Raw genomic sequence first — 15878 nt, 5'->3', positions numbered from 1 at the left:
TTGAAAGTATATGTGGTTTTTAATATCCCTCATTTTGGGGCAATAGGTTTGGGTTTACTCTTAATTCTGAATCGGGAATCGGAAAAAGCCTGTCAGCGGTGTTCCATCCGGATTTTTTACCCGAGAGTATATTGTCCAGATTACCTGTTCTTTTGAGATCAAAAAAACGGTGCCCGTGTTCGGTAAAGAATTCAAGTTTTCTCTCGCCGAGAATATCTTCAAGTATTTCAGATGTTGTATTAGCAGTTGTATTTTGAAGACCTGCACGTTTTCTAATTTTGTTTAAATCTTCTTTGGCTTCTGTTAATTTGTTTAAGTGTGCTCTGGCTTCGGCGCGAATTAAATACTGCTCTTCTATGCGCATCACAATTGAATACTCAAGGGAAGTTCCGCTTGGAATTCTTTGTTTGTATTTACTGGCGTGATACCAAGTTGAAGTACCACTGGTAATTGCTTTTATCCAATGGGTTCTGCGCAAGTCATCAGTAGTGAAAGCAGTAACCAAATCAGTATTTAAAGCGACAAGTGTTGGCGGTCCACTGTTAAAAATAAAAACAGTTCCTTCATCGGTGTTTTTACCGGCTGTTGAAGGCATTAACTGCCAAATTGTTGAAGTGCTTTCTTTTAGAAAGACTTTATCGATATTATTTTCTAAAGGGTATAAATTAGTGTTTTTAATCACCAAAGTGGCAGTTTGTTCCGCGGCATCCCACTGATTGTTTTGTAAATAAACTCTTGCCAGTAAAGCATTTGCTGTAGAATTATTGGGACGAACACGACCCGAACTAATGTAATTATCAGGCAGTAGTGTTATTGCATTTTGTAAATCAGTGATGATAGCAGCATATACCTCAGGGACAGACTTTTTAGAAACAACAGCATTTACCTCGTAGGAAGTTGTAGTTATATAAGGAATATTATCAAAGAGATTTACCAGATAAAAATGAAGTAATGCCCGGATAAAAAGAGCCTCGCCTAATAACTGATTTTTGTCTGATTCTGCCAGTTTTGTAGTATTGGAAACACCTTCAATAATAGCATTAGAGGCATATATTTGCTTATAGCTATTATTCCACCATCCTGTAACGGTGGTATTGGATGGTATGATAGTGTTGTTATAAAAATCTTTGGCAGAATTGCCATCTGCACCATAAAAGGTTAATTCGTCGGCGTAATTTCCTAACAGATTGGATATTCCGTTTGATTTTCCGGTCATAAGTCCGTTATCCCTTATCTGGGCATAAATATTGGCCAGCGCAGCATTGGCTGTGTTTTTATCGTCAAAGATGGTGTTTCCTGTTAATTGGGAAGTAGGTAAGTCTACTTCTACAAAACTATCACAGCCGCACATTATCAAACAAAGCACGCTCAGAGGAATGAAGTTATAGGTTAATTTCATTTTTTTATCTTTAAAAAAAAGAAGCCTCAGTTGTTGTACATGATTTTTCATGATCTATTTTTTAGTGTTAAAAACTAAGTTGAATTCCCAGCGCATATATTTTCAGCGGAGGTAAAAAACCTGATGCAATAAACTCAGGGTCGGCTCCTTTATAAGAAGTGAATGTTAGTATGTTTTGACCTTGAAGCGAGATACGGCATTTCATATTTTTTAGGCTGTTCTGGGGGAGATCATAGGATATTGAAATGTTTTTAAGCCTGAGGTAGGATGCGTCAGTTATGGCTGCAGTGCTGGTTGTATACCAGCTATTGGCACTTACGACCGAAGAGTTTGTTCCCGAACTGTACATTTGATAAGGACCTGAATCTCCGGGGTTCTGCCAGCGGTTTAAAACTTCAACCGTTTTATTAGCCATGCCACCGGGTAGTCCCAGCATATTTATGGAATTCCAATTATCCTGTTTAACGTATTGGAATAAAAAATCAAGCTGCCATCTTTTAAAGTTGATTTGATTTTGCAGGCCTGTGTAATATCTTGGACTGAAATCTTTGACAGCCTGACGGTCATCCGGAAATGAAATTTTTCCGTCTTTATTGACATCTTCAAATTGATAGATTCCGGTTTGGTTATTAAGACCGGTATAGTTGTACACCTTTTGAATGTTAATGGATTTTCCAATTACATACTGATTGACGTAGGTTGAGTTCTCTAATTGTGGAAAAGCAATCAATTTATTTTTCGGAACAGTTAAATTCAGATTGGTTATCCATTTGAAATTTGGTTTCTGAATGTTTACAGTTCTAAGGGTAGCTTCAAACCCTGTATTTTCTACTGTTGCATTTAGATTGGCTAGGATCGAATTGAATCCTGTTGTGCCCGGTAATGGAACGCCTACTAATTGATTGGAAGACCGGTTGCGGTAATAGGCAGTGGTTAGAAAAATGCGATCCTGAAGAAAGCCTAATTCTAATGCTAATTCAATTTTTCTATTGGTTTCCCATCCAAAATTTGGATTATATAAACGGTTTGGCTGCAAACCAACTACCCCTTGATAATTATTACCGGCAGAACTATAGGTATCCAGAAAGTTGTAGTCTCCAATTTGATCATTTCCGGTAGTTCCGTAACTACCTCTGAGCTTTCCAAAATTTATGATTTTATTCTCTAGCAGTGGCTCTTTTGAAAATAACCAAGCCACTCCAATGGCACCAAAATTGGCAAATTGATTTCCCGGACCAAATCGGCTTGAGCCATCCCTGCGACCTGTAAGATTTACAATATAACGCTCTTTCCAACTAAAGTTGGCACGACCAAAGAATGCCTGATATTTATATTGTGTCTGCTGATTTGTAAATACATAAAGGTAAGTGGCTGAAGCTAAGTCATAAATTAGATTATTACTTGTAAAGCCGTCTGCTTCCTGCACGAGTTGCCCTGTTTTTTGTTGTTGGAATGTAGCTCCGGCTAATAGTTCAATTTTACCTTTCCCTATTTTTTTATTCCAGTTGATCTGAGGTTCAATGATCCAAGATTCTCTCGTGCTATTATTGATAAAAAGTGATGAGGATTCGCTCCCAAGACCAAGCGAAGGATTGTATATTGTAGAAGGCGAGGTTCTGGTCTCATCATAATGTAGATTGGTAAATCCGATACTTGTTTTTATTTCTAAATCGGGTATTATTTGATAGGATAAAATTGTATTGGCAATAAGATTACCTGTTTTGGCTTTGTAAATAGCCTCAAGGTTACGCAGAGGATTATTAAATGTTCCGTTTTCCCAATTTAGGTTTCCTTTCGAATCATAAATAGCAGGGGCGTTAGGAGCGAGTGATCTTGATTCTCTTGTAAAATCAGTTCCGGGTAAATTATTATTTTGAGAAGAGTAGGAAGCAGAGAAATTTATCTTAAAGGTATTATCTGCTGACTGATGGTTGAGATTAAAGGTTGCCCCGCCTCTTTTATATTTATAATCACCGGGGAAAACGGTTGTTTCATTGTGGTAGTTACCGCTGATAAGAAACTGCGTCTGAGCTGATCCGCCGGTTATGGATGCCTGAACATCGCTTATTTGAGCTGTGCCTCCAGTGAGTACTTTTTGCCAATCGGTATATCGATTTTGATCCCAAGTGCCATTTACATCATATGCAGCTGCGGGATATTTTACAATTCCATCATTTGCAAAGGCTTCTTTTCGCATTTGCAGGTAGTCATCGTTATGCATTAAATCCATAAAGCGGGTTACATTTCCAAGAGCTGTATTGGTATTAATGGTAAATCTTGTTTTTCCCTCTTTGCCTTTTTTGGTACTGATCAGTACAACTCCATTGGCACCACGAGATCCGTAAATGGCGGTGGCATCGGCATCTTTGAGTACTTCAATACTTTCAATATCAGAAGGATTGATGGCACTTAAAGGGCTTACATTTGCACTTGGGATTATAATGGAGGAAATATTATTGTTAGATATAGAATTTGAAGCATAAGGAACTCCGTCTATAATGTAAAGAGGCTGGTTTCCATCAGCGCGTAAACTATTAGTTCCTCTTATCTGTACATCAAATCCACCTCCAGGTACGCCGGTAGTTTGGGTAATTGTGACTCCAGCCATGCGACCTTGCATGGCGGAGAGAACGTTCGTAACGGGTTGGTTGTCGATATCTTTTGCTGTGATTTTGGCTATACTGCCAGTACGCTGGCTTTCTTTTACTGAATAATAACCAGCATTGATTTTTACTTCCTGAAGTGTTGTTGCGTCTTGCTGCATCTTAACATTGATTGTCAACCGCCCAGCAATAGGAATTTCAACTGTTTTAAAACCGAGATATGTAAAAATAAGATTCGCATCAGATGATACTGTTATGGAAAATTTGCCATCAAAGTCGGTTAGTACAGTATTTTTCTGGTTTTTTACCGAAATACTGACTCCGGAAAGTGGAAGTGTACCATCGGTGACGATACCGGTGATTTGTGTTTGTTGTGTAGGGAAAAAAGTCAATGTGTTCCGTGCTAAGGCTGGTGTGCAAAAGAGGTAGAAACCGAAAATAAACGGGTACCAAAGTGCCACCAACCCATTGCTTAATGAAATAGTTTTCATAATTTTGGGGTTAGTTAATTTGAAACGAAAGTTTTTATTAATTCAGCTCTCTATACTTGTTTGATCGCCAGTTAGAGGGCTTTTTTTAGTCTTAAAGACATCAGATTGAAAGTCTTTAGGGATGATGTTTTTTACTATATCATAGATGCTTGGATTTAGGTGTTAAAAAACTCATCTTGATTATCTTTCCCAAACAAACTCTAAAAATTTTAATATGCCTTTTGGAAAATAGAAATAAAGGCAATACCTTTAAAGTGCGAGTTTAAAGAGAAAAAGCTTAAATATAAGTGCCAAAAGCATTTTAGGTTTGGGGTGCGGTTAGATATACAGGATATTATATTTTATAATTCCTTTTTATATCAAGGTAGAGTTAAAATTCTGACGGTAGAAGTGTCTGTGATAAGAGTACTTCTAGGTATTTCCCTATCCTAACATAATGGTTGTCTAGTTTTGGAACAACAAAAGGTAGCTCACTTTTAGCAGATCACTAAGGTGGTTTGGTAACGGTTATATATAAAAAAAACGTTCTCATAAGTTTATGGTTATGGAACGATGTATTTCTAGGTATAAAGGGTTCTTGCAGAAAAAAGCAAGGAGCGGCCTCACACTTTCAATCCGTGGGTGTCCTACGACCCTTATCAATAATTAATAATTATTGTTTGCAATTGAAAGCATATGTGAGAACCGCTCGCATGCCGTTGCAAAAGTAAAAAACTTTTTGACATGGAGCGATTCCACGATACTCTCGTTTGCTAAATAGGACTTTACGGAACGAGAAAACATCGTTTAATTATACCTTATTTGAGGCTTATAATCAATTCGCTTGAACAAATATAATAAAAACTATTTACAACCCAACCTATTGGGTTGTTAATTTTTGTGGATTATGATAAAAAATATTATTTTCGATACTACTCAATTTGATTTTGACTTAATAAATCACGTAAAAAATTTACGTGGAGATAAAAAATGGTCACAAGATGAGCTCAGTTTAAAAATGGGAGTCGCCAAAAGTTTTGTAAGTAATGTTGAATCATTTACTCAACGACACAAATACTCAACTCGACATATTGCACTATTGGCGAAGGCTTTCGGGTATAAAAATATTTCAGACCTGATGAAGTTCCCTACTCCTCAATATGATAAAATTAAAGTAACCGTAAAGCAAACTATGAATGAAAGCGGAACTAGAGTTTTGAGTTCAGAGGTACTGAAGATTGATTATATAAAATAATTATACCAAAGATTAATAAAAAACATCCTCCGGGCGGACGTCTTTTTTTCTTTTTTTTCTTATTGAAGCCAGTAATCTGATCTTCCATATTCTCATACATCAAAGGATCTGGAGAAGAAAGAATATTTAATAGACCTGCTGAGGAGAAACCAATGCCACCGATGAGTTGTTCGGGTTCTGAACTCTGGCTTTGGAAAATATCCTTTGCTGTATCAGGAAAACCTTGCGTATCTGGATCGGTTAGTCTGCTTTGGAGCTGATCCAGTAAATTAATTGCCCGTTTCTGCTCTACAGTACCATTTTTCATGGTCAGGGCATAGTTAATTGTGTCTTTTAATGATCGGTCAAAACCGAACGTCTGATCAAAAATCAGTTCCCCTGAATTTTTAAAAGAAACCCTGTCGAACTGGCCAAGTCTCTGGGAATGCTCCTTGTTGCTGCCTCTGGAATTGTTCATGGGACTGAGCTTGATTTTGTTGGAGATGTCTTTTCTGCTGACAATGATCTGTATATGCATCTGTTCCCCTGTCTTTGGTTCTCCTGCTTTTACAGTTCCTTGTTCTACCTCCGGATCACTAAAGCTGTAATAACGGTAATGTTCGAGCTTGCCGTACCATAAAAGATCTTTACTGTTCTGGATGCCGGGGCGCTTAAAATTACGGGCATAGGCATCCATTACCGAGACAGCGTATTGTTTTAGTTTTTCTTCTGCACCCTGGGCCCCAAAACGTTCTTTTAGAAAAACAATTTCTTTTTGGCTGGGACTTATGTTGACAAGGAAGAACTTCGCATCACGGCGGCCCATCTTAGCTATATTGTTATCTATTCTTACCCTGACTTCTTGTGGCATGATCTCCCTGTTTTCAGTATTGAACCATAATTCCTTTACATGGTTTTCTTCAGGCGCAACCCGATTCTCTTTTTCCAGATAGTTTACCAGTTTTCCGGAGCTTCCTTTATTATTCCCAGTCTCAGAATCGGTAAGATTGATGTACATGATACTATAGGTTTTTGAGTGACTGTTTTACGTGTGCGATAAGTTCTTCTTTCTTTGTGCCAGCTGTAGTCCAGCCCATTTCTTCACGCTGGGCAATGTAATAGTCCAACAATTGGCTGAACTGTTCTTTGAGCAGTTCTTTCTCTTTCTGCTTTGAAAGCAAGTGTTTAATGCCATTTATAAGCTGATCACTCCGTTTGGCAAGAATAGCAGTTTTATCACTTTCAGCTAAAAGATGCCTGCCTATTCCTTCGAGAATTTCCATCTGCCTGGAAGAAATGGTTTTCAAGTTACCGGTAGCGGTAAACAGCGGCAGGAGAAAATCCTTCTCCTGCTGGCGGATAAAAGACAGAATACGGCTGATACCGGAAGACAGTTCGCGTTTGAGTATTTCATCACCGGGGTCTGCCGGATCTTTTTTACTTCGGTAAAAGTAATCCGCCATCTGGCAGAACAGCTCTTTCTTACTGCGCTTAAGGGCTTTAGCCAGTTTCTCCATTTTGTCATCTGTTTCTTTGGGATAACGGATACTGTTGGTATCTCTGGGTTTCATAACATCATATTTTTAACTCAACATCACTCATTTTTTAAATACCGATATACCGGGCAGTATACCTTATGTCTTACTGCAGACAGCCTCAAAGACTATTAGTATACTCGGAGTATACCTAAATCCCCCGAAGCCCCAGCAAAGGGGCAAGCGAGTAGGGCTCTGCCCAACTCCCGCTTGCTTTTTTCAAAACATATTAAAAACGGAATAAAATCTTTTACAAAGTAAAGGCGAGAAAGTAAGAATATTGTAATATGAAGTCTTGCCAAAGAGTGCCTTCTGATGTCATTTAAGACCTCTGACAAACAAAATGGGTGTTAATGGTCTGGCTGCTAAAAAAAATGAGAAAAAAATTAGGTTTTCATAATAGTATCTTGCCATTACCTTTGTGGTAATATTTTGCGAATATAAGAATTCGCCTTTTCAGGCGGATTAAGGTTAATAGGAAAAAACAGCTTTATGCTGTTTTATTTTTTGCTGGATTTGTAGAGGTGTGCTGATAATAAAACAATTTGAAAAATCCATTTACAGTGTAAAAAGCTGAATTATTAAAGCATTGAGTTTAAATGTAATTCTATAACTAACTTTAAAAACTAACCACTACGATAATAAGTTCTTTTTATTTCAGGATTATAACAGTTATCGTCGTACAAAAACGCACGCATGTAACTGAGTATAAAGGAATGTACTCAGGGACGCAGGTATGTAAAAATATAGGTATGTAGGACTTAGCGCAATCATACATGAGCGTGAGTATAAAGGGAAGTATGTACAAAAGAACACAGGTGTAAAACAGAGATCCAATTCTTGTTATTTATTCTTAAGTTTCAGCTGAAAAATGAAATGATTAAACTGGAGAGGGAAGAAGTCAATATTAAAGTCAATAAAAATATGATTACCGTAATTTAGTTGAAGCAATTTAACCTTAATTAATATCATACTACAAGCTCTCATACGAAGGCTTTTTTATAGTTTTCTGAGAACAGAAGCTTTTATAATTATTGTTCTCTTCAAAATGTAAATAAAAAAGTCCCACCGAAGCAGGACTAAAGATTTTCATCTACGGCATATAGCCTTATTGTGATAAGATTAAAGATTAGAAATTTTAATCAGTCACAAATATATAGAAAAAACATTATGATTAGAAAAAGGAAAACCGTAATTGTCTTAATTTTTTTTATAGTAAATTCCATGCAGATTAAATTTAATAAATATGGCAAAGATTTTAGGATTAGATTTAGGAACTAACTCGATTGGATGGGCAATTGTAAAGAAAGATAATAACAATTTTTCTCTTGTAGATAAAGGAGTTCGGATATTTTCTGAAGGTGTAAATATTGAAGCAAAAACAAATAGTGAAAGTTCAAAGGCAGCTCAAAGAACAGGTTATAGAAGTGCTAGAAAACTAAAATATAGAAGAAAAGTTAGAAAGATTGATTTGCTTAAAATTTTGTCAGATAATAATTTGTGCCCAAAATTATCTGATAGAGAATTATCTGATTGGCGTTACAAAAAGATTTACCCTCAAAATGATGAATTTAGAAGATGGTTAAGTACGGATAATCAGGATAATGAAAATGAAAGAAAAAAGCAAAAAGATAATCCCTATTATTTTAGATTCATTTCGGTTAAAAACTCACTTAATCTAAGTAATAAACTAGATAGATATTATGTAGGAAGAGCTTTTTACCATATTGCTCAAAGGAGAGGTTTTTTGAGTAATAGACTAGATAGTTCTGATAATTCAATTATTGAAGAAAAGAAATTTGACATAAATTCTATAATTAATGAATCTCATTCAATCTCTGAATTTTCCGAATTATTTATTGATTTTCTCTCTTTATTCGATAAGGATGAGGCTCTTGATAAACCTTTATTTACGTTATCAAGGGCATTTAATACAATAATTAAGGATAATTCTACATTGGTTTATAATGAATTAAAAGAAAAGTTAATAGAACGTTTGAATAAGAAAGAATTTCTTGGTCCGGTAAAGAGAGCTATAAGCGATTTATCTGAAAAAATTGAAGATGCAAAATGCTTAACACTTGGAGAATATTTTTACACCTTATATGAAAAAGGAGAAAAAATTAGAGGAGAATATACTCACAGAGAAGATCATTACTTGAAAGAGTTTGAAACTATTTGTAGTAGGCAGAATATTGCAAGTGAGTTAAAAGATAAAATTAAAGAAGCAATATTTTTTCAAAGACCTTTAAAAACCCAAAAAGGATTGGTTGCTAAATGTCCTTTAGAGAATAGAAAGGCATGTGTTCCTATTTCGCATCCGGATTATGAAGAATTTAGATTGTATAGTTATTTGAATAATATTAAAATAAAAACTTTAAATGACGATAAACTTCGAGTGCTAACTGCTGATGAAAGAGAACAAATAGATTTTTTATTTTACAGAAAATCAAAAGCTAATTTTGACTTTGCCGAAATAGCAAAAAAACTAACTCCTAAAAACTTAAAACCAGGATACTACAAAGACAAAAACAGCAAAGAGTATGATGTTTTATTTAATTATAATTTAGGCAGCAATGTAGCTGGTTGTCCAACAATTGCAAATCTTAGAGAGGTTTTTGGTAAAGATTGGAAGGTATATTTATCTTCTAATTTCTTGAAAAATACTAAAACCGAAAATAACAAAGTAGTTAGAAAGACAGAAGAAGATATAATTGAGGATATATGGCACGTTTTGTTTCGTTTTGATAAAGAAGAACTTTTGAAGCAATTTGCTATTGATAATCTTAGTTGTGATGAAAAAACGGCCAATAAGTTCTCTAAAATAAAGTTAAAACAAGATTATGGATCCTTGAGTTTAAAGGCTATTCGTAATATTTTGCCTTACTTAAGAGAAAATTTAATTTATTCTCATTCCGTTTTTCTTGCAAATATGAAAAATATTTTGCCAGCTGAAATTTGGAATAATGAAGAAAATAAAAGGGTAATCAATAATGAAATTAATTCTATTTTAGAAAACTATAAAGTTTACAGTAATAATATAGAGATTGTTAATGGATTAATTAATAACATTAAAAAAGAGAATGGGACTTGGAGTTCAGACAATAAATTTGTTGCTGAGATTTATAAAAAGGATTTAGAAAAACAAGTCAAAGATTTTGTTGGCACCAAAAAATGGAATGAAACACCAATAGCATATCAAGCATCAATTTTGAAAGAATGTTTTGAACTTTTTTCAACTCAGATGCAATTGAAATCAGGAAGAGGAGAATTCGCAAAGAAGAAAACAATTGATGAGATTTTAAAACAATTTTTGAATGATAATTTTAATGTAGATGAGGGAGGTTTAAAAAAGCTATACCATCCATCAGCTATTGAAGTTTATAAAAAAGCAAAAAGAAGTGAAGATGATGGGAAGTTATATTTAGGAAGTCCATTAATTTCTTCTATCAAAAATCCAATGGCTATGCGTTCTTTACATCAATTGAAAAAAGTAGTAAATCAATTGATTAAAGATGATTTAATTGATGAAGAAACGGTAATTCATATCGAAATGCCAAGAGAATTAAATTCTGCTAATGAAAGAGTGTCAATACGACAATGGCAAGAAGAATTAAAAAACAGAAGGAATAAATATGCTGAAGAAATTAAATCAATTTTTAGAGGTGATATTAAAACGGATGACTGTAGTGATGTTAAAAGTTTAGAATATGAGCCAACTGAAAATGATATTTTAAAATACCAGTTATGGATTGAACAAGATAAAGTTTGTCTTTACACGGGTAAAACTATTTGTTTGTCAGATTTTATAGGAAGCAATCCTAAATTTGATATAGAGCATACTATTCCTAGAAGTAGAAGTTTAGACAATTCTCAAACCAATAAAACATTATGTTGTTCGATTTACAATAGAGAAGTAAAAAAAGATAAAATTCCTTTCGAGTGCGGAAATAATGATGAAATTTTATTAAGGATTAGTCATTGGTATGCTAAATATAAAGGATTGGAAGATCAAATTAAAGATGTTTCTAAAAAAATAAAAGTAGCTTCAACCAAAGAAAATAGAGATAAAAATATAATTAAAAGAACGAAATTAAAATTTGAGCATACTTATTATTATAAAAAATATAAGTCGTTTACTATTGAAGAAATTCCAGAAGGATTTAAAAATAGTCAATCTGTAGATATTGGTATTATTAGCAAATATGGGAATTTATTTTTAAAAACAGCGTTTAGTAAAGTATATGCAGTAAAAGGAAAAACCACAGCCAATTTGAGACAAATGTGGGGATTGGAAGAAAAAACAAGGGATAATCACGCCCATCATGCAAAAGATGCAGTTGTGGTCGCATGTTGTACAAGAGATATAAATGATGCTTTAGCAAATTATTATCATGATTTAGAACAGTTTGAATTTTACGGAAAGCCAAAACCATCATTCTCTCATAGAATTCCATGGAAAGGATTTAATGATGATGTAAAAGAGTTTGATAAAAATATATTAATAAGTCATCATACGCCAGATGTTTTTTCGACGCAAAGTAAAAAAGCCATTAGAAAAAGAGGTATAATTCAGCGAAACGAAAAGGGTGAAATCAAATACAAGCGGGGAGATAGTGTTCGTGGAGCATTGCATAAAGAAAGTTTTTATGGTGCAATTTTAAGAGAAGAGTTGGATAAAAAAACAGGGAAAACGGAAGAAGTTGTAAAATATGTAAAACGTCAATCTATTGATTTGTTTAAAGATACCGATTTAAAAAACATAGTAGATGATAAAATAAAAGAGATTGTTGAGAAAGGTAGAGAACAAGAAAAACAAATCAAGAAAGACATTGAGGAGTTGAAAAAGCAAATGAAAAACGTAAAAGAAGAGGAAGAGCAGCAATTTAAAGTCGCTATACAACTTCTTGAAAGCAAAATAAAAAATGAATTGTATGTTTTACCGAATCAAAACGGCTCTCCAGTTCCAATAAAAAAAATACGCTATTTTACTAATGATGTAAGTAATCCATTATTGATAAAAAAGCATAGAGATGTATCAAGACACGAACATAAACAACATTATTTTGCAAAGAATGATGGGAATTATTGTTTTGCAATATATGAAGGAAAAGATAAAAAAGATAAATTTATTACGGAATATAAAGTTGTGAATAATTATGAAGCAGGAAAATATTATAATTCAAAAGCTAATACACACAAATTTCCATTAGAGTTTAATGTAGAAGATAAAAACAAAAATGTATTAGAGTTAAAATTTCTATTAAAAACAGGAACTTTAGTCTTGTTTTATAAAAATTTTAAAGATGAAATATGGGAATTAGATAATTTAGATTTAGCGAAAAGATTGTATAAAACGGTCGCTATTGAAGCGGATGGCAGGATTCAGTTTAGATTGCATTCAACTTCAAAACCTGATGGACAATTAGAAAAATCATCGGAAATTAATTTTGAGATTGCTAAAGAGAAGTTAAGGCTTTCAAAATCAGCATTAAATGTAATAGTTGAAGGATTCGATTTTAAAATTTCTTCAACTGGAAAAATTTCTAAAATGTAATTCTATTTTGAAAAGTTTGGCATTGATCAAGCTGATAAATATTTTAATATGTTTTATGATTGTTTTGATAGAATAGAGGGGAATCCTTTTTTATTTCCATCTGCCGACCACATCAAGAAAGGATATCGGTATTGTGTTTGTGGTGTTGATACTATTTACTATCGAATCAATGGACATAAGAGGATAGAGATTATTACCATTATTGGAAGGCAAGATTTTGATAGCAGTTCTTTGACATAAGCCATTCAATCTTAAACATCCAAACCACAACTGAAAGGTATGGCATTCGCCCAGCAGGAATGCAGTAGCTTTCAGTTGTGGTTTGATTAAAGATTAGAAAACACGATATTATAGTTTATAGAGGATGTTCCATTAGCATTGTTGTGGTTTGATTAAAGATTAGAAAACACGATATTATTGACTTGGTCCGCCTACAGGGTCTAATAGTTGTGGTTTGATTAAAGATTAGAAAACACGATATTAAAAAGAAGCTAATAATTCTATTTGGAGTGGTTGTGGTTTGATTAAAGATTAGAAAACACGATATTTGATTGTATAAACGATGTATTAACGTTTAAGTTGTGGTTTGATTAAAGATTAGAAAACACGATATTGCGATTTACCGTCGCTATCTTTTCCAAACAGTTGTGGTTTGATTAAAGATTAGAAAACACGATATTGAAATAGCTAAAAGAATTATGCCGGACGAGTTGTGGTTTGATTAAAGATTAGAAAACACGATATTAGATTAAGAAGAGCGCAACAGGAAGTTGATGTTGTGGTTTGATTAAAGATTAGAAAACACGATATTAGCAGCAGAATACGCGAAGATGTTTGTAGGGTTGTGGTTTGATTAAAGATTAGAAAACACGATATTTTTTTCCAAAGTATGAATTGTTGGAGAAGTGTTGTGGTTTGATTAAAGATTAGAAAACACGATATTTCTTAGAATACTAACTATTCTGTGAATAGGGTTGTGGTTTGATTAAAGATTAGAAAACACGATATTACTTGGTATCATTTCCTTCAAGTGGAATTCGTTGTGGTTTGATTAAAGATTAGAAAACACGATATTAACAAATGAAATCATGTCAACCGACCACGGGTTGTGGTTTGATTAAAGATTAGAAAACACGATATTTTAGGTTTAATAAGTAATGAAGCTTTGACTGTTGTGGTTTGATTAAAGATTAGAAAACACGATATTTTCTTAAGTTATCACTGTAAGGTATGTTTGGTTGTGGTTTGATTAAAGATTAGAAAACACGATATTTGAAACTATTGAAGGTTTGAATGAATCTAAGTTGTGGTTTGATTAAAGATTAGAAAACACGATATTATTAATTGAGTTCTTATAGGTTCTCTGTAAGTTGTGGTTTGATTAAAGATTAGAAAACACGATATTCACAGTTTTTGGGATAGTGAATCGCATATAGTTGTGGTTTGATTAAAGATTAGAAAACACGATATTGCAGCATACCAGTAATGCATACGTTGCAAGTTGTGGTTTGATTAAAGATTAGAAAACACGATATTAGTTTTGCCTGAAAACATCACAATAAATCAGTTGTGGTTTGATTAAAGATTAGAAAACACGATATTTGACGAACAAAAATCAAAAGAATTGCTAGGGTTGTGGTTTGATTAAAGATTAGAAAACACGATATTTTATACTATGAAGATACTGAAATACAAATAGTTGTGGTTTGATTAAAGATTAGAAAACACGATATTTTTCATTATGCTGTTTTTAAGAAGTTAAGTGTTGTGGTTTGATTAAAGATTAGAAAACACGATATTTATGGCAATCAAATAAGTTATTTCAGCATAGTTGTGGTTTGATTAAAGATTAGAAAACACGATATTAAACATTGGAACATCAAAAAGCTGCTTAGTGTTGTGGTTTGATTAAAGATTAGAAAACACGATATTTGAATAGAATCGTTGTCAATACTTCCTTTGTTGTGGTTTGATTAAAGATTAGAAAACACGATATTTAATCGTAATGCTATGGAGTCAGCAAGAATAGTTGTGGTTTGATTAAAGATTAGAAAACACGATATTGGTATCTTGAACGTATAACGCACCACTATTGTTGTGGTTTGATTAAAGATTAGAAAACACGATATTCGGACATTCTTTTCCTACTCTATTTCTATGGTTGTGGTTTGATTAAAGATTAGAAAACACGATATTAATATTTTGTTTCTATAATGCTCTGCTGTGGTTGTGGTTTGATTAAAGATTAGAAAACACGATATTTTATGTCCATAAACAGCCGAAATACTATCAGTTGTGGTTTGATTAAAGATTAGAAAACACGATATTTTTATTTGGGTTTGGATAGGAGGGCGGTAAGTTGTGGTTTGATTAAAGATTAGAAAACACGATATTTACGCTACTGGGTCGATAGCTTTGCTCATAGTTGTGGTTTGATTAAAGATTAGAAAACACGATATTATTTTCGCAAGCATGGGAGGCTGATACCTAGTTGTGGTTTGATTAAAGATTAGAAAACACGATATTGATATAAATTTCATTGTCTTCACCCGTATAGTTGTGGTTTGATTAAAGATTAGAAAACACGATATTGTTATAGGAAATGAACACGAGTGTGAAATGTTGTGGTTTGATTAAAGATTAGAAAACACGATATTTCTTTCTAATTCAGTTGTTAAACTTGCTATGTTGTGGTTTGATTAAAGATTAGAAAACACGATATTTTTCCATTTCAGCAACCCCAGGATCTAAATGTTGTGGTTTGATTAAAGATTAGAAAACACGATATTGAGGAAATGCAAGTTATCATTGACAAAGCTGTTGTGGTTTGATTAAAGATTAGAAAACACGATATTTATGAGAGCCGAGCAGATAATCATTGACATGTTGTGGTTTGATTAAAGATTAGAAAACACGATATTCAATTGAATCAAAATATACTTTCCATTTGGTTGTGGTTTGATTAAAGATTAGAAAACACGATATTAGTTATTTGTTTGGTGGGCACAGCGCCTATGTTGTGGTTTGATTAAAGATTAGAAAACACGATATTCTTTTTCCTGAGTCTCTTTAAGGCTTTT

Annotated in this window: 6 protein-coding genes and 1 CRISPR repeat array (1 of these 7 cut by a window edge); of the genes, 2 read left to right on the top strand and 4 right to left on the bottom strand. The window is 33.5% G+C overall.

The features are described 5' to 3' along the window. Window positions 1-19: 19 nt before the first annotated feature. Both G3A47_RS02650 and G3A47_RS02645 read right to left on the bottom strand, forming a co-directional pair. On the bottom strand, window positions 20-1399 hold the full coding sequence (locus G3A47_RS02650) for a RagB/SusD family nutrient uptake outer membrane protein (RefSeq protein WP_243860373.1): 1380 nt from the start codon (window positions 1397-1399) through the stop codon (window positions 20-22). Between the two features lie 67 nt (window positions 1400-1466). Beyond that, window positions 1467-4493 carry a SusC/RagA family TonB-linked outer membrane protein gene (locus G3A47_RS02645; RefSeq protein WP_166920139.1) on the bottom strand — a complete coding sequence of 1009 codons (3027 nt, stop codon included), beginning with the start codon at window positions 4491-4493 and terminating at the stop codon, window positions 1467-1469. 886 nt (window positions 4494-5379) lie between these two features. On the opposite strand from G3A47_RS02645, the gene G3A47_RS02640 reads away from it, so the two are divergent. Next, the gene (locus G3A47_RS02640) at window positions 5380-5727 is read left to right on the top strand and encodes a helix-turn-helix domain-containing protein (RefSeq protein WP_166920137.1); all 348 of its coding nucleotides are present in this window, start codon (window positions 5380-5382) and stop codon (window positions 5725-5727) included. Here G3A47_RS02640 and G3A47_RS02635 read toward each other — a convergent pair. Next, a complete protein-coding gene (locus tag G3A47_RS02635) occupies window positions 5681-6724 on the bottom strand; it encodes a DUF5712 family protein (protein ID WP_208328333.1) in 1044 nt (347 codons plus the stop codon). The genes G3A47_RS02640 and G3A47_RS02635 overlap by 47 nt on opposite strands. A gap of 4 nt (window positions 6725-6728) precedes the next feature. Continuing rightward, window positions 6729-7277 carry a BfmA/BtgA family mobilization protein gene (locus tag G3A47_RS02630; protein ID WP_166920135.1) on the bottom strand — a complete coding sequence of 183 codons (549 nt, stop codon included), beginning with the start codon at window positions 7275-7277 and terminating at the stop codon, window positions 6729-6731. A gap of 1210 nt (window positions 7278-8487) precedes the next feature. Between G3A47_RS02630 and cas9 the strand changes: the two genes are divergently transcribed. Beyond that, window positions 8488-12798 carry a type II CRISPR RNA-guided endonuclease Cas9 gene (gene cas9, locus G3A47_RS02625; protein ID WP_166920133.1) on the top strand — a complete coding sequence of 1437 codons (4311 nt, stop codon included), beginning with the start codon at window positions 8488-8490 and terminating at the stop codon, window positions 12796-12798. 314 nt (window positions 12799-13112) lie between these two features. Beyond that, a CRISPR array of direct repeats spans window positions 13113-15878; the repeat unit is 36 nt; unit sequence GTTGTGGTTTGATTAAAGATTAGAAAACACGATATT (it continues 169 nt past the right edge of the window).

It is taken from the genome of Flavobacterium poyangense (assembly GCF_011751075.1).
GTDB classification, from domain to species: Bacteria; Bacteroidota; Bacteroidia; order Flavobacteriales; family Flavobacteriaceae; genus Flavobacterium; species Flavobacterium poyangense.
This window is presented reverse-complemented; position numbering and strand designations above follow the sequence as displayed.